11 protein-coding genes are annotated in these 15341 nt (G+C 66.6%); 2 read left to right on the top strand and 9 right to left on the bottom strand.

Going from position 1 to position 15341, the window contains the following annotated elements; translation table 11 throughout:
• Nucleotides 1-19: 19 nt before the first annotated feature.
• From purB to ACIGKL_RS16675, 9 genes are all read right to left on the bottom strand, one after another.
• Entirely contained in the window at nucleotides 20-1390 is a 1371-nt protein-coding gene (gene purB / locus ACIGKL_RS16715) for an adenylosuccinate lyase (RefSeq protein WP_397487603.1), read from the bottom strand.
• Between the two features lie 70 nt (nucleotides 1391-1460).
• Nucleotides 1461-2324: a DMT family transporter gene (locus ACIGKL_RS16710; RefSeq protein ID WP_397487602.1), complete on the bottom strand. Its 864-nt coding sequence runs from the start codon at nucleotides 2322-2324 to the stop codon at nucleotides 1461-1463.
• A 5-nt stretch (nucleotides 2325-2329) separates the two neighbouring features.
• Complete coding sequence (hflD, locus tag ACIGKL_RS16705; RefSeq protein ID WP_397487601.1) at nucleotides 2330-2950, bottom strand: high frequency lysogenization protein HflD; 621 nt, start codon at nucleotides 2948-2950, stop codon at nucleotides 2330-2332.
• The gene (mnmA, locus tag ACIGKL_RS16700; RefSeq protein ID WP_397487600.1) at nucleotides 2947-4059 is read right to left on the bottom strand and encodes a tRNA 2-thiouridine(34) synthase MnmA; all 1113 of its coding nucleotides are present in this window, start codon (nucleotides 4057-4059) and stop codon (nucleotides 2947-2949) included. The genes hflD and mnmA overlap by 4 nt, the downstream gene beginning before the upstream one ends.
• Before the next feature lie 235 nt (nucleotides 4060-4294).
• On the bottom strand, nucleotides 4295-5695 hold the full coding sequence (locus ACIGKL_RS16695) for an efflux transporter outer membrane subunit (RefSeq protein WP_397487599.1): 1401 nt from the start codon (nucleotides 5693-5695) through the stop codon (nucleotides 4295-4297).
• Entirely contained in the window at nucleotides 5692-8874 is a 3183-nt protein-coding gene (locus ACIGKL_RS16690; protein ID WP_397487598.1) for an efflux RND transporter permease subunit, read from the bottom strand. Before ACIGKL_RS16690 ends, ACIGKL_RS16695 begins: the two co-directional genes overlap by 4 nt.
• Before the next feature lie 76 nt (nucleotides 8875-8950).
• Nucleotides 8951-10189: a multidrug efflux RND transporter periplasmic adaptor subunit MexE gene (gene mexE / locus ACIGKL_RS16685; RefSeq protein WP_397487597.1), complete on the bottom strand. Its 1239-nt coding sequence runs from the start codon at nucleotides 10187-10189 to the stop codon at nucleotides 8951-8953.
• 172 nt (nucleotides 10190-10361) lie between these two features.
• Nucleotides 10362-11906 (bottom strand): Fic family protein, encoded by a 1545-nt coding sequence (locus ACIGKL_RS16680; protein WP_397487596.1) that lies wholly within the window; start codon nucleotides 11904-11906, stop codon nucleotides 10362-10364.
• Between the two features lie 308 nt (nucleotides 11907-12214).
• Nucleotides 12215-13129, bottom strand: a complete 915-nt coding sequence (locus tag ACIGKL_RS16675; RefSeq protein WP_397487595.1) for a LysR substrate-binding domain-containing protein — start codon at nucleotides 13127-13129, stop codon at nucleotides 12215-12217.
• Nucleotides 13130-13358: 229 nt separating this feature from the next.
• On the opposite strand from ACIGKL_RS16675, the gene ACIGKL_RS16670 reads away from it, so the two are divergent.
• On the top strand, nucleotides 13359-14381 hold the full coding sequence (locus tag ACIGKL_RS16670) for a zinc-dependent alcohol dehydrogenase family protein (protein WP_397487594.1): 1023 nt from the start codon (nucleotides 13359-13361) through the stop codon (nucleotides 14379-14381).
• A gap of 56 nt (nucleotides 14382-14437) precedes the next feature.
• Nucleotides 14438-15331, top strand: a complete 894-nt coding sequence (locus tag ACIGKL_RS16665) for a chemotaxis protein CheV (protein WP_397487593.1) — start codon at nucleotides 14438-14440, stop codon at nucleotides 15329-15331.
• Nucleotides 15332-15341: the final 10 nt, after the last annotated feature.

Here is a 15341-nt window from a genome sequence, read left to right as displayed (position 1 = left end):
TCCTCGAGGCTGGTGCGGATCAGATGCGCTGGGCCTGGGCCACCGCGTTGCCGATGTAGCGGGCCGGGGTCAGTTGCTTGAGCTCGGCCTTGGCCTCGGCCGGCATGTCCAGGCCGTCGATGAAGGCCAGCAGCGCCTCGGGGCTGATGCCCTTGCCGCGGGTCAGCTCCTTGAGCTTCTCGTAGGGATTGTCGATGGCGTAGCGGCGCATCACGGTCTGGATCGGCTCGGCGAGCACCTCCCAGCAGGCGTCCAGGTCTTCAGCAATTTTCTGAGCATTGAGCTCCAACTTGCTGATTCCCTTGAGGCTGGCCTCGTAGGCGATCACGCTGTGGGCGAAGCCGACGCCGAGGTTGCGCAGCACGGTGGAGTCGGTCAGGTCGCGCTGCCAGCGGGAGATCGGCAGCTTGCTGGCCAGGTGCTGGAAGATCGCGTTGGCGATGCCCAGATTGCCTTCGGAGTTCTCGAAGTCGATCGGGTTGACCTTGTGCGGCATGGTCGAGGAGCCGATTTCGCCGGCCACGGTCTTCTGCTTGAAGTAACCGAGGGAGATGTAGCCCCAGACGTCGCGGTCGAAGTCGATGAGGATGGTGTTGAAGCGGGCGATGGCGTCGAACAGCTCGGCGATGTAGTCGTGCGGCTCGATCTGGGTGGTGTAGGGGTTGAAGGTCAGGCCCAGGTCGCCTTCGATGAACTGGCGGGCGTTGGCTTCCCAGTCGATGGCCGGGTAGGCGGACAGGTGGGCGTTGTAGTTGCCCACGGCGCCGTTGATCTTGCCCAGCAGCGGCACCGCAGCGACCTGGGCGATCTGCCGCTCCAGGCGGTAGACCACGTTGGCCAGCTCCTTGCCCAGGGTGGTCGGCGAGGCCGGCTGGCCGTGGGTGCGCGACAGCATCGGCACCTCGGCGAACTTCACCGCCAGTTCACGGATGGCGTCGGCGATCTGCTGCATCAGCGGCAGCAGCACGCTGTCGCGGCCTTCGCGCAGCATCAGGGCGTGGGACAGGTTGTTGATGTCCTCGCTGGTGCAGGCGAAGTGGATGAACTCGCTGACCTTGTCCAGTTCCGGCAGCTTGGCGGCCTGCTCCTTGAGCAGGTATTCCACCGCCTTGACGTCGTGGTTGGTAGTGCGCTCGATTTCCTTGACGCGCTCGGCGTGCTCGACGGCGAAGTTCTCCGCCAGCTGGTTGAGCAGGGCGTTGGCTTCGGCGGAGAAGGGCGCGACTTCGGCGATGCCTTCGTGGGCGGCCAGGCGCTGCAGCCAGCGCACTTCGACCAGCACGCGGCTACGGATCAGGCCGTATTCGCTGAAGATGGGGCGCAGGGCGCTGGTTTTGCCGGCGTAGCGGCCGTCGACGGGGGAAACCGCGGTGAGCGAGGAAAGCTGCATAGGGGCGTTCTCGGGCAGTCGGGCTGACGAAAAGGGCGCATATCATACATGAAAACGTCCGGCTGACCGCCTATACGTTGCGCCGGGCGACCGACAGCAGGCTGGCGGCGAAGATCAGCGCGGCGCCGAGCAGCGACAGGCGGTCCGGCATCTCGCCCCACAGCAGCCAGGCGATCACTCCGGCGAAGACGATGGCCAGGTAGGCGATGGGGCCGATCAGCCCCGGCGGCGCCAGGCCATAGGCGCGCGACATGATGATCTGGCTGGCGGTGGCCAGCAGGCCGATGCCCAGCAGCCAGCCGAGCTGGTTGGCGTCCAGCGGCTGCCAGCTCCAGCTCAGCGGAATGGCAGAGAACAGCGCGCTGAACAGCGAGAAGTAGAAGACGATGCGCGTCGCCGGCTCGCTGTCGCTCATCTCGCGAATGGAGACGAAGGCGAAGGCGGCCAGCAGGCTGGCGGCCAGGCCGACCAGTGCCGGCCCCTCGAACAGCGCCGCGCTGGGCTTGGCCACCAGCAGCACGCCGACCAGGCCGATCAGGCTGGTGAGCAGCATGCGCCGGGTCAGCGGCTCCTTGAGCCAGAAATGGGCGATCAGCGGGGTGAACACCGGCGCCGAGTAGGTGAACAGCATGGCGTCGGCCAGCGGCAGGTGGGCGATGGCGTAGAAGAAGCAGTACATCGCTGCCAGGCCGTAGGTGGTGCGCCACAGGTGCGATTTCAGCCGGGTCGTGCGCAACGGGCGTACCCCGCGCACCAGCAGCAGCGGCAGGAAGAACAGCACGCCGACCAGGTTGCGGAAGAACACCACCGACTCGTTATTAACGCTGCTGGATATCTCCCGAATGCCGACGCCGGTCAGGGCGAACAGCAGCGCCGACAGGGCCAGCAGCAGGGCGCCCTGCAACGGTTTGACGCTGCGGCTCGGGGCGCCCATGGCGGTCAGCTGCGCATCAGTTGGTAGAGTTCCTTGAGCAGCTTGCCGCGGCTGAACACCAGCTGCCAGCGGTGACCGCCGAGCTGGCGCCACAGACGCGCCGAGCGGATGCCGGCGAGCAGCAGGGCGCGGATCTTCGCCGCGTTACTCGGTTGCTGCAGAAAACGCATGTCGCCGTGCACCTGGATGCGCTGGCGGAAGGTGCTGATGGTGTCTTGGTACAGCCCGCCGCAGGCGGCGATGACGTTGTCGTGGACCAGGCCGAAGTGCTCGACTTGCTGCTGGATCTGATCCAGGCGGCTGCCCATCACCTGCAGCATGTCGTCGCGCTTGTCCAGCTGGCGCTCCAGGCCGAGCAGGGCCAGGGCGTAGCGCAGCGGCTCGCGCTGCAGCGCCGCGGGGTTGCGCTCCAGCGAGCTGACCAGCGCGCGATAGCCATCGCGCAGGTTGAGGTCGTCGCCACCGTAAACGTCGAGCGTACTCTTCGGATCGCGCACCAGCAGGCTGCCGAGCATGCAGCTCATCGACGCCTCGCTGACCTGGCCGGTGCGGGCGATCTTGTCGGCCAGTACGGCGGCTTCGAATACCGCGCCGAGGGCGACCAGCTGTTCCTGCATCGGGCTCATCGGGCGTCCTCGTACCAGGCTTCTGCGGTTTCGATCACGCCGCCGCCGAGGCACACCTCGCCGTCGTAGAACACCACGGATTGGCCCGGGGTAACAGCGCGCTGCGGCTCGTCGAACACGGCGCGATAGCCGTTCTCGGTCTTCTCCAGGGTGCAGGCCTGGTCGCTCTGGCGGTAGCGCACCTTGGCCGTGAGGCGGCGCGGAGTGCTCAGGTCCACTGGGTTGACCCAGTAGATGTCCGAGGCGAGCAGGGCGCGGGAGAACAGCCAGGGGTGTTCGTTACCCTGGCCGACGATCAGCACATTGCGCGCGAGATCCTTGCGCAGCACGTACCAGGGATCGTCGCCGGCGTCCTTGAGGCCACCGATACCGAGGCCCTGGCGCTGGCCGATGGTGTGGTACATCAGACCGTGATGACGGCCGATGACCTGGCCCTCGGTGGTCTCGATATCGCCCGGCTGCGCCGGCAGGTACTGCTTGAGGAAGTCGCTGAAGCGGCGCTCGCCGATAAAGCAGATGCCGGTGGAGTCCTTCTTCTTCGCCGTGGCCAGCTCGTACTTCTCGGCGATGGCGCGCACCTGCGGCTTTTCCAGCTCGCCGACCGGGAACAGGGTCTTGGCGATCTGCTCGCCGCCGACCGCATGCAGGAAGTAGCTCTGGTCCTTGTTCGGGTCCAGGCCCTTGAGCAGTTCGGTACGGCCGTCGATGTCGCGGCGGCGCACATAGTGGCCGGTGGCGATCAGATCGGCGCCGAGCGACAGGGCGTAGTCGAGGAAGGCTTTGAACTTGATCTCGCGGTTGCACAGGATGTCCGGATTTGGCGTGCGCCCGGCCTGGTATTCGGCGAGGAAGTGTTCGAACACGTTGTCCCAGTATTCCGCGGCGAAGTTGGCGGTATGCAGCTTGATGCCGATGCGCTCGCATACGGCCTGGGCGTCGGCCAGGTCATCCATGGCGGTGCAGTATTCGGTGCCGTCGTCTTCGTCCCAGTTCTTCATGAACAGGCCTTCGACCTGATAACCCTGCTCCAGCAGCAGCAGGGCGGAAACGGACGAGTCGACGCCGCCGGACATGCCGACGATCACGCGTTGGGTGCTAGGTGCTTGCATGGGAGTCTGCGAGTGAAGCCTGAAAAACTGGCGAGTCTACCAGAAAGCCGGCGCCCGATCAGTGCATGGCCCGGATGTAATGGCGGCATTGCCATCGGGATTTGGGCCTGCCTCCATCGGCTCCTGCGGCGCGGTTGGCCAGCGGGGCATAACCACAAAAAAAGCCCCAGGGTAAGGAGCCAACACCCTGGGGCCGGAGCGACTGGCGATTGCCGGTCGGGAGAACAGGAGAGGCTCAGGCCTGCGGCTGCCAGCCGCCGCCGAGCGCCTTGTAGATGGCGACTATGCCGCTGTACAGCTCGACCTCGGCCAGCGCCTGGGCGTCCTCGGCAGCCAGGCGTTCGCGTTCGGCGTCCAGCAGCACGAGGAAATCCACCGTGCCTTCGCGGTAGCGGATCGCCGCCTGTTCGGCGGCGGAGCGGCTGGCCTCGGCCTGGCGCAGCAGCGAGATCAGCCGCTGCTGACGCTTGCCGTAGTCGCTGAAGGCGTTCTCCGATTCCTCCAGGGCCAGCAGCACCTGCTGCTCGTACTGCGCCAGGGCGCCGTCGGCGTCGGCCTCGGCGCCGCGCAGGCGGGCGCGCACGCTGCCCAGATCGAACGCCGCCCAGCTGATGCTCGGCGCCACGCCCCAGGCGCGCGCGGCCGAGGAACCCAATTGCGAACCTCTACCGGCGGTAAAGCCGAGGAAACCGGACAGGCTGACCCGCGGGAACAAATCCGCGGTGGCCACGCCGATCTGCGCCGTGGCTGCGGCTAGCTGGCGTTCGGCGGCCTGGACGTCGGGGCGGCGGCGCAGCAGCTCGGCCGGATCGCCAATCGGCAGGGCCTTGGCGATGGCCGGTAGCGGCCGGGCGGACAGGTCCACCTCCAGTTGTTCCGGGCGCTGGCCGAGCAGGGTGGCGATGCGGTTGCGCGCGCGCACCTGCTCGGCCTGCAGTTGCGGCAGGCTGGCCTCGGTGGCGGCCAGGCGCGCATCGGCGCGCAGTACGTCCAGTTCGCTGCCGACGCCGGCGTCGCGCAGCTGCTCGGTGATGGCCCGCGAGTCCTGCTGGTTCTTCAGGTTGTCGCGGGCAATCCGCTCCCTGAGTTGCGCGCCGCGCAGGCTGCCGTAGGCATCCACCAGCTCGGCGATCAGGCTGACCTGCAACTGGTAGTAGTCGGCCTCGGCCACCTCGATCTGCGCCTCGCTGGCCTCCAGCTGGCGCTGGATTCGGCCGAACAGGTCCAGCTCCCAGGCCATGTCCAGGCCCAGGTCGTAGCGTTCCTGGCGGATACGCTCCTCGCTGGTGGGCGGCTGCTGGGCCTTGCCGAGCTCGCCGCTGGCGCGGCTGGTGACGGTGGGCAGGCGGTCGTTGGCGACGTCGTCGCGGATCGCCCGCGCCGCGCGCAGGCGGCTGAAGGCCACGCGCAGCTCGCGGTTGTCCGCCAGCGAGCGCTGCACCAGGCGGTTCAGCGTCGGGTCGTCGAACTGGTGCCACCAGGCGGCCTCGAAACGGGTGCGGTCGTAGTCGCCGGCCTCCAGCGCGGTGACGCGCGCCGCTTCGGTCTGCGGCGCGCGGTAATCCGGGCCGACCGCGCAGGCGCTGAGCGCCAGGGCCAGCAGGCTGATCTTCAGGGCATTGGCAACGCGCTTCATGCGTGCACCTCGTGGGCAGCGGCTTGGGCCTTGCGCGCCTGGCGTTTCTCGACGAAGGCGCGGATCAGCACGTAGAACACCGGGGTCAGCAGCAGACCGAAGAAGGTCACGCCGATCATCCCGCTAAACACCGCCACGCCCATGGCATGGCGCATCTCGGCGCCGGCGCCAGAGGACAGCACCAGCGGTACCACGCCCATGATGAAGGCGATCGAGGTCATCAGGATCGGCCGCAGACGCAGGCGGCAGGCTTCCAGCACCGCACTGATGCGATCCAGGCCTTCCTCCTGTTTCTCCTTGGCGAACTCGACGATGAGGATGGCGTTTTTGCACGCCAGGCCCACCAGTACGATCAGGCCGATCTGGGTGAAGATGTTGTTGTCGCCGCCGGCCAGGATCACCCCGGTGATGGCGGAGAACAGCACCGTCGGCACGATCAGGATCACCGCCAGCGGCAGGCTCCAGCTCTCGTACTGGGCGGCCAGCACCAGGAAGGCCAGCAGCACGCAGAGCGGGAAGATGAAGATCGCGCTGTTGCCGGCGAGGATCTGCTGATAGGTCAGCTCGGTCCACTCGAAGGTCATGCCGTTGGGCAGTTCTTCCTTCAGCAGCTTGGCGATGGCCGCCTCGGCCTGGCCGGAGCTGTAGCCGGGCGCCGCCGCACCGTTGATCTCGGCGGTGAGGAAGCCGTTGTAGTGCATCACCCGGTCGGGGCCCGAGCTGTTGTCCACCTTGACGAAGGTGGACAGCGGCACCATTTCCCCGCGGTTGTTGCGCACCTTGAGCTGGCCGATCTGCTCGGGTTCCAGGCGGAACAGCTGGTCTGCCTGGACGTTGACCTGGTAGGTGCGGCCGAAGCGGTTGAAGTCGTTGGCGTACAGCGAGCCCAGGTACACCTGCATGGTGTCGAAGATGTCGCTGATGGCCACGCCGTGGGTCTTGGCCTTCTCGCGGTCGATATTGGCATCGATCTGCGGCACGTTGACCTGGTAGCTGGTGAACACCGACATGGGGTTGAGCTCCGGCAGCGCGCGCGCCTTGGCCAGGATGTTCTGGGTCTGCGCGTACAGCTCCTCGTAGCCGAGGCTGCCGCGGTCCTGGATCTGCAGGCGGAAGCCGCCGATGGTGCCGAGGCCCTGCACCGGCGGCGGCGGGAAGATGGCGATATAGGCGTCCTGGATCTCGGCGAACTGGGCGTTCAGCTCGGCGGCGATGGCGTTGGCGGACATCGACGGATCACTGCGCTCGTCGAACGGCCTGAGCGGGGTGAACACGATGCCGCTGTTCGGGCTGTTGGTGAAGCCGTTGATCGACAGACCGGGGAAGGCCACGGTGTTCTCCACCCCCGGGTGCTTGCCGGCGATCTCCGACATGCGCTTGATCACCGCTTCGGTGCGGTCCAGGGTGGCGGCGTCGGGCAGCTGGGCGAAGGCCACCAGGTACTGCTTGTCCTGCTGCGGCACGAAACCGGTCGGTGTGCTGGAGAAGCCCATGTAGCCCAGCACCAGCAAACCGGCATAGAGGAACATGGCCACGCCGCTGGTGCGCAGCACGCGCTGCACGGTGCCGACATAGCCGTGGCTGGCGCGGTCGAAGAAGCGGTTGAAGGGGGTGAACAGCCAGGCGCCGAACAGCTTGTCGAGCAGGCGCGAGAAACCGTCCTTGGGCGCGTCATGGCTCCTCAGCAGGGCGGCGGCCAGGGCAGGGGACAGGGTCAGCGAGTTGAACGCGCTGATCACCGTGGAGATGGCGATGGTCAGCGCGAACTGCTGGTAGAACTGCCCGGACAGGCCGGAGATAAAGGCGGTCGGCACGAACACCGCGCACAGCACCAGGGCGGTGGCGACGATGGGCCCGGTGACTTCCTTCATGGCTTGTTTGGTCGCCTCGACCGGGGTCTTGCCCAGGCCGATATTACGCTCGACGTTTTCCACCACGACTATGGCATCGTCGACCACGATGCCGATGGCCAGCACCAGGCCGAACAGCGACAGGGCGTTGAGCGAGAAGCCGAACATGTGCATCACGGCGAAGGTCCCGATCAAGGACACCGGCACGGCGGCCAGCGGGATGATCGAGGCGCGCCAGGTCTGCAGGAACAGCACCACCACCAGCACCACCAGGACGATGGCCTCGAGCAGGGTGTGCACCACCGCCTCGATGGAGCCGCGCACGAAGATGGTCGGGTCGTAGACGATCTCGTAGTCCACGCCCTGGGGGAAACTCTGCTTGAGCTCGGCCATGCGTGCCCGCACCGCATCGGAGATCTCGATGGCGTTGGAACCGGGGCGCTGGAACACCGGGATGGCTACCGCCGGTTTGTTGTTGAGCAGCGAGCGCAGGGCGTACTGGCTGGAACCCAGTTCGATACGGGCGATGTCCTTGAGGCGGGTGATCTCGCCGTCTTCGCCGGCGCGGACGATGATGTTCTCGAACTCCTCCTCGTCGACCAGGCGGCCCTGGGTGTTGATCGACAGCTGGAAGCTGTTACCGGCATCCGAGGGCGGCGCGCCGAGCGAGCCGGCCGCCACCTGGCGGTTCTGCTCGCGAATCGCATTGACCACGTCGGTGGCGGTGAGATTGCGCGAGGCCACCTGGTTCGGGTCGAGCCACACCCGCAGCGAGTAGTTGCCCAGGCCGAACAGCTGCACGTCGCCGACGCCGTCCAGCCGCGCCAGCTCGTCCTTGACGTTGAGTGCGGCGTAGTTGGACAGGTAGAGCATGTCGTAGCGGTCGTCCGGCGAGGTCAGGTGCACCACCATGGTCAGGTCCGGCGAGGCCTTGTCGACGGTCACGCCGAGGCGCTGCACCTCGGTGGGCAGGGTCGGCATGGTGCGGGTCACGCGGTTCTGCACCTGCACCTGGGCGTTGTCCAGATCGGTGCCGAGGGCGAAGGTGATGGTCAGGGTCAGCTTGCCGTCGGCGGTGGACTGCGACGACATATAGAGCATGCCTTCCACGCCGGTGATCGCCTGCTCCAGAGGCGAGGCGACGGTCTCGCCGATCACCTTGGGGTTGGCGCCGGGGAAGTTGGCGCGTACCACCACCGTCGGCGGCACCACCTCCGGGTATTCGCTGATCGGCAACTGGAACAGCGAGATGGCGCCGCCGATCAGGATGATCAGCGACAGCACCGCGGCGAAGATCGGCCGCAGCACGAAGAATTGCGAGAAATTCATGGGACTGTCCTCGGGCATTGGTGCGCACGACGCACCCTACGAGCGGGTAGGGTGCGCCGTGCGCACCAAGGCGTTATCAGCTGCGCGGGGTTGCCGCGGCGTTGCTCTTGCTGGCCAGGCGCGGGGCCTGAGTGCCATCCACGGCCTGGCGCATCTGCGCCAGCTGGGCCAGGGTCGCGGGATCGGCCATGGGCACCGCCTGCGGATCGACGGTGGCGCCGGGCATGGCCCGCTGCAGGCCGCCCACCACGATCTTCTCGCCCTTGGCCAGGCCGCTGCGGACGATGCGCAGGCCCTCCAGCTTCGGCCCCAGTTCGATGGCGCGGTAGGCCACGGCGTTGTCCTCGCCGAGCACCAGGACGAACTTCTTGCCCAGGTCGGTGCCGACTGCCTCGTCCTTGATCAGCGCGGCGGGGTAGGCCGCACTGCCGACCAGTTTCAGCCGGGCGTAGAGGCCCGGGGTGAAGCGCCCATCGGTGTTGTCGAACACCGCGCGGCCACGGATGGTGCCGGTGCGCGGGTTGACCTGGTTGTCGAGAAAGTCCAGCTGACCCAGGTGCGGATGGCCGTCTTCGCTGGACAGACCGAGGTACACCGGGCTGGCGCCGCGGGCGTCGGCGCCGGCCTGGCGGGCCAGCTCGAGGTACTTGAGGAACACCCGCTCGTCGGCGTCGAAGTAGGCGTAGACCTTGTCGGTGGAGACCACCGAGGTCAGCAGGCTCTCGCCGGCGCCGACCAGATTGCCTTCGGTGATCTCGGCGCGGCTGACGCGACCGTCGATGGGCGCAGTGATGCGGGTGAAATCGAGGTTGAGGCGGGCGTTGTCCAGCTGCGCCTGGATCGCCGCGACCTGCGCCTGGGCCTCGGCGGCGGCGCTGGCGCGGGCGTCGGCTAATTCGGCGGAGATGGCGTTGCTCTGCCGTAGGCGCTCGCCGCGACGGGCTTCGCTGTTGGCTCGGGTCAGGCCGGCGCGAGCCTGTTGCAACTGGGCCTCGAGGCGCTTGACCTCGGCCTGGAAGGGGCGCGGGTCGATCTGGAACAGCAGGTCGCCTTTGTTCACCAGGCCGCCTTCGGCGAAGGCCACCTTGTCGATATAGCCGGACACCCGCGGGCGCACCTCGACCGACTGCGGCGCCTCCAGGCGGCCGGTGAACTCGTCCCACTCGTTGATCGGTTGCTCGATCACCTCGGCCACGCTGACCTTGGGCGCCGGCATTTGCGGCATGGCGTCCGGCGCCTGGCCGCAGGCGCTGAGCACCAGGGCGGCGGCGAGCGCCAGGGGGAAAATCCAGATGTTCTTGTGGGGCTGTTCCATGGCTGACTCCGCCAGTCGGATTTGTGAATGGGCGGAGTCTGCTGCGGGGGCTTAGCGAGGACGAATCGAATGCCGCGAAGTTGAATATCAGCGCTAATGATGATTGGCAGCTCATTGCAATGCTTCAGGCCGCCGATTCAGCCGTGGCAATGGCCCGTGAGGTCTGCAGCGCTCACGCTTCGCCTGGCTGCTCTGGCGGCTCTTCGAAGGCCGAGCGCACGGCTTCCACGAGCCGCTGCGCACGCTGAATATCCTCCAGTTGCGGGTAGGTTTTCTTCAGCTTGCCGGACAGCTGCCAGCCGTTCTCCTTGAGCGAGCGAATGATGCGGTTGGCGTCCTGATCCGGCATTTCCAGCACCTCTTTGAGCCGCTCCTGGGCGCGCTGGAAAATGACCAGTACCCGCGCTTCCTGCGCCATCTCGGTGCGGACAGTGTGTTCGATGACCTGTGCGGTATACAGGACCTGTTCGCTCAGGTCGGGATAGCGCCAGGCGAACAGCGCGTCGTCGTAGTCCTCGAACACCAGGTTGCTCTGGGTGCCGTCCTCGTAGGCCTTGAGCTCGCCAAAGCGGTAGGCGGCGGCGTAGCGCTGCATGAACGGGCGCGAAAACACCTCCAGCGTGCGGTCGTAGCGTGCGCGGAAGTCGATCGAGCTGGTGATGGTGGCCGATACGGGCAGGATCACGCCGTCAGGCAGCGCCCTGTCGCGGATCAGCACGTCATTGATCAGAAAGCGGTGGAGCCGGCCATTGCCATCGCGCATGGGGTGGATATAGACGAAGGCGAAGGCGATGGCTGCGGCCCGGGCCAGCGGTTCGGCGCCGCGGGTTGCCAGCTCGAACGCTTTCAGCCCTTCGAGTAGTTGCGCCAGCTGCTCGAAGGGCGGGGCGATGTAATGCACGATGTCCTCGCGCATGGTCGCCTGGCCGACGAAGACCGGCGAACGCCGCAAACCCAGGCCGAAAGCCTCGCTGCCGAGAATGCCCGCCTGCAATCGCTGCAGGCTCTGGCTACCCAGCGGGTCCTCGATATGTCCGCAATGCCTGGCGATCACCTGGGCGAAACGCTGGATCCTGTCGGCCTGGTCTGCCTCTTTCTCGATCAGAAAGCTCGCCCGCGATTCCTTGAACGTCAGCCAGGTGGCCGTGCGCAGCAGGATGTCCGCGCCAAAGGTCTGGTTCAGTTCGCGCAGCGCCGCGTCCAGGTCGAACTGCAGCGCTTGCTGCAGCGTCTCGGTACGGCGGATCAGCGGGCAGAGCTGCGCTACGCCGGGCAGATTGTCGTTTATGCGCCAGCGCCGCGCGCGCAGCGGCTCGACCCGGGTCAGGTACTGCTGCGCCGAGATCGCATCGACATAGCCGCCATTGGTGACATCCGGCACATCCAGGCGCTGCCCGGTCAGCCACTCATAGAAGAACCCGGTGCGGCGGGCATACTGGCCAAAGGGCGATTGCCGGCACCAGGTTTCGATGGGCTCGGGGCCGACAGCGGCAAACAGGCGGGCGAAGAATTCCAGGTGAATCTCTTCGTACTTCAAACCGAACTCGAAATGGCCGGCAAAGCTGTCCAGCGGCTGGTAGCTGGCCGGGTACTTGTTCTCTATATGGCCACCGCTCTCGCGGCTCATCCGTGTGCTGCCGATCAACGACTCGACACGCAGGGGCTGTACCGGCGCGATACCGTAGCGTTCGGCGAGTGCCTTGAAGCCGACCTGCATGGATGAATCCTCTAACCGGAATGAAAAAGTGATAACAGAACTGTGATGGCTCACGAAAACGATAATCCGTGATGCGTAAGAACGCTAAGGAAATTCTGGAAAAGCCATTTACCGTCACTCCCGCGAAGGCGGGAGCCCAGGGACTACGGAGGTTCTGGATGCCCGCCTGCGCGGGAATGACGACTATTTCAGCGTTTCCCTAACCAATAGTGGAATTCGATAAGAAATTGGTGGTTCGCGTCGAAAACTATAATGCCCTGAGCCTGCCACTCACGCCCGCATGAAATGCTGCGAGCGGCAGGGAGCGCTTACAGGCTGTCCGGATCGCCGCAGAACATCTGGATGCGCGAACGCAGCCAGCGTTCGGCCGGGTCGTTGTCCTGGGCACCGCGCCAGGCCATGTGCAGCTCGAAGGACTGGGTCTCGAGCGGCAGTTCCTCGGCGCGCAGACCGCCGGCGGCGGTGAGCGCGGCGGCGGTGTAGTCCGGCACGCTGGCGACTATGTCAGTGCCGGCGAGCAGCGTGCCGAGGCCGTTGAACTGTGGTACGGCCAGCACCACATGGCGTTGGCGTCCGAACTTGGCCAGTTCGTCGTCGATGAAGCCGGTGAGGTCGCCGGCGAAGGACACCAGCGCGTGCGGCCGTGCACAGTAGTCGTCCAGGCTAAGTGCCCCGGGCACCGAGTCGGCGCGCAGCAGGCGCGCCTTGCTGCGGCGCAGCACCTTGCGCTTGGCGTTGGCCGGCAAGTCGTCGGTGTAGGCGACACCCACCGAGATCTCGCCGGAGGCCAGCAGGCCCGGCATCAATAGATAGTTGGTGCGTCGCACCACCAACACCACCCCCGGCGCTTCGGCGCGCAGGCGGCGGAGCAGGGCAGGCAGCAGGGCGAACTCGACGTCGTCGGACAGGCCGATGCGAAACACCGCCTTGCTGGTGGCGGGATCGAAGTCGGCGGCGCGGCTGACCGCGGTGGAGATCGAGTCCAGCGCCGGGGCGAGCAGGGCGAAGATTTCCTGGGCGCGCGGGGTCGGCTCCATGCTGCGCCCGGTACGGACGAACAGCGGGTCGTCAAACAGACTGCGCAGGCGGGCGAGGGCGGCGCTGATCGCCGGCTGGCCGAGGAACAGCTTTTCCGCGGCGCGGGTCACGCTGCGCTCGTGCATCAGCGTCTCGAAGACGATCAGCAGGTTGAGGTCGAGGCGGCGCAGGTCGTTGCGGTTCATCCGGTTACCATCCGAGAGAGCGGGCCTTGTCAGTACGGCGTGGCAAATGAGAGCCTTGCCGCGCCATAGTACGGGCAGTCCGGGCGAGATTGAAAGGCGTCCGGCACGCCGTTGAATCACTGCCAGGCATGGGCACTATCGATGCCGGCGGGTGGTGCCAGCGGCGATCTGCGGATAGAGTCCACAGGCAATGCAGTGTTAATCCGTGATCGGAGCTCGAGGTATAGCGATGTCCCGCATGATCCGTTTCCATAAATTCGGCGATGCCGAGGTACTCCAGTACGAGGAAGTACCCACTCCTGTGCCGGGCCCCGGCGAGGTGCTGGTGCGCGTGCAGGCCGTGGGCCTGGGCTGGAAGGACGTGCTGTGGCGGCAGAATCTGGCTGCCGAGCAGGCGCAGTTGCCGGCCGGCATGGGCTTCGAACTGGCCGGTACGGTGGCTGCAGTGGGCGAGGGCGTCGACGACTTTCCGCTCGGCACGGCCGTGGCCGGTTTTCCCGCCAGCACGCCGAATCGCTACCCGACCTGGGGCGATCTGGTGCTGATGCCGCGCTACGCGCTGACCCGCTATCCCGAGGTGCTCGGCCCGGTGGCTGCCAGCGTGCATTACACCGCACTGCTGTTCGGCTATTTCGCCCTGGTCGACCTGGCCCAGCTCAAGCCCGGCCAGCACGTGCTGATCACCGAGGCCAGCCACTGCATGGCGCCGCAGACCGTGCAACTGGCCAAGGCCCTCGGCGCCAAGGTCATCGCCGCCACCGGCTCGGCCGACGACCGCGAGTTCCTGCGCGGCCTGGGCGCCGACAAGGTGGTGGTCACCGAGGAACAGGACCTGGTGCTGGAAGTCGAGCGCTACACCGAAGGCAAGGGCGTCGAGGTCATCCTCGACCAGTGCGCCGGGCCGCAGATGAAGCTGCTCGGCGACATCGCCGCGCCGCGCGGCAAGCTGATCCTCTACGGGGTCAACGGCGGCAACGACACCGCGTTTCCGGCCTGCGCCGCGTTCAAGAAGCACCTGCAGTTCTACCGGCACTGCGTGCTGGACTTCACCGGCCACCCGGAGCTGGGCATCGAGCCCAACGCCGAGGCGGTGCAGCGCGCGCTGCAACACATCAACCAGATGACCGCCGATCGTTTGCTCACGCCGGTGATCGACAAGGTGTTCGCCTTCGACGATTTCGTCGCCGCGCACCGCTATATGGAAACCTGCCCGAGTCGCGGGCGGGTGGCCTTGGAACTGGCCGCGGATTAAAGTCCGCGGCCGTCCGGTCGCTATAACCTGCAGGTTCTCAGTCCAAGGATCCCTTCATGACCCTCGTCACCGGCGATGCCCTGTCGCTGCTGTTGTTCCGCCTGCACAGCGGCAGGCTGCTGGGCATCAACCTGCTCAAGGTCAACGAGATCATCCCCTGTCCGCCGCTGACCAAGCTGCCCAACCGCCACCCCAACGTGCGCGGCATCGCCACCTTGCGCGGTTCGGCGCTGACGGTGATCGACCTGGCCCGCGCCATCGGCGAGCGCGGCGGCTCCAGCGAGGACGAGGGCTGCCTGATCGTCACCGAGCTGAGTCGCTCGCGCCAGGGCCTGCACGTCAAGAGCGTCGAGCGCATCGTGCAATGCTCGACCCGCGACGTGCGGCCGCCACCTGCGGGATCCGGCGGTCGCGCCTTTATCACCGGGGTGACCCAGATCGACGGCGCCATCGTGCAGATCCTCGATATCGAGAAGGTGTTGCACGACATCGCCCCGGCGCTGGACGAGGCGCCGGTGGCGCAGTTGCTCGACGGCGACGACGGCCAGCTGCTGCAGGGCCGCCGCGTGCTGATCGTCGACGACTCCCAGGTGGCCCTGCAGCAGACGCTCAACGTGCTGCGCCAGCTGGGCCTGGACTGCACCGCGGTGCGCAGCGCCCAGGCGGCGCTGCAGCAGCTGCAGGAGTATCGCCAGGCCGGCATGCCGTTCGAGCTGCTGGTGTCGGACATCGAGATGCCGGAGATGGACGGCTACAACCTGGTGCGGGAAATCCGCCGCAGTGCCGAGATCGCCGACACCTACGTGCTGCTGCACACCTCGCTGGACAGCACCATGAACACCGAGAAGGCCAGGTCGGTGGGCGCCAACGCGGTGCTCACCAAGTTTTCCTCGGTCGACCTGAGCCAGGCCCTGCTCAACGCCTTTCGCCAGATCGGCGGCCAGCGCTAAACCGCGCCTT

It is taken from the genome of Pseudomonas sp. NPDC077186 (genome assembly GCF_044543505.1).
GTDB lineage: Bacteria > Pseudomonadota > Gammaproteobacteria > Pseudomonadales > Pseudomonadaceae > Aquipseudomonas.
Note: the sequence above shows the minus strand (reverse complement) of the source record. Positions and strands in the feature narration are given on the sequence as shown.

What these genes read in the sequence shown, in the direction of transcription:
- ACIGKL_RS16690 (WP_397487598.1), bottom strand. Translation starts at nt 8,874, where the DNA reads ATGAATTTCTCGCAATTCTTCGTGCTGCGGCCGATCTTCGCCGCGGTG.
- purB (WP_397487603.1), bottom strand. Translation starts at nt 1,390, where the DNA reads ATGCAGCTTTCCTCGCTCACCGCGGTTTCCCCCGTCGACGGCCGCTAC.
- ACIGKL_RS16695 (WP_397487599.1), bottom strand. Translation starts at nt 5,695, where the DNA reads ATGAAGCGCGTTGCCAATGCCCTGAAGATCAGCCTGCTGGCCCTGGCG.
- ACIGKL_RS16665 (WP_397487593.1), top strand. Translation starts at nt 14,438, where the DNA reads ATGACCCTCGTCACCGGCGATGCCCTGTCGCTGCTGTTGTTCCGCCTG.
- mnmA (WP_397487600.1), bottom strand. Translation starts at nt 4,059, where the DNA reads ATGCAAGCACCTAGCACCCAACGCGTGATCGTCGGCATGTCCGGCGGC.
- mexE (WP_397487597.1), bottom strand. Translation starts at nt 10,189, where the DNA reads ATGGAACAGCCCCACAAGAACATCTGGATTTTCCCCCTGGCGCTCGCC.
- ACIGKL_RS16710 (WP_397487602.1), bottom strand. Translation starts at nt 2,324, where the DNA reads ATGGGCGCCCCGAGCCGCAGCGTCAAACCGTTGCAGGGCGCCCTGCTG.
- ACIGKL_RS16670 (WP_397487594.1), top strand. Translation starts at nt 13,359, where the DNA reads ATGTCCCGCATGATCCGTTTCCATAAATTCGGCGATGCCGAGGTACTC.
- ACIGKL_RS16680 (WP_397487596.1), bottom strand. Translation starts at nt 11,906, where the DNA reads ATGCAGGTCGGCTTCAAGGCACTCGCCGAACGCTACGGTATCGCGCCG.
- ACIGKL_RS16675 (WP_397487595.1), bottom strand. Translation starts at nt 13,129, where the DNA reads ATGAACCGCAACGACCTGCGCCGCCTCGACCTCAACCTGCTGATCGTC.
- hflD (WP_397487601.1), bottom strand. Translation starts at nt 2,950, where the DNA reads ATGAGCCCGATGCAGGAACAGCTGGTCGCCCTCGGCGCGGTATTCGAA.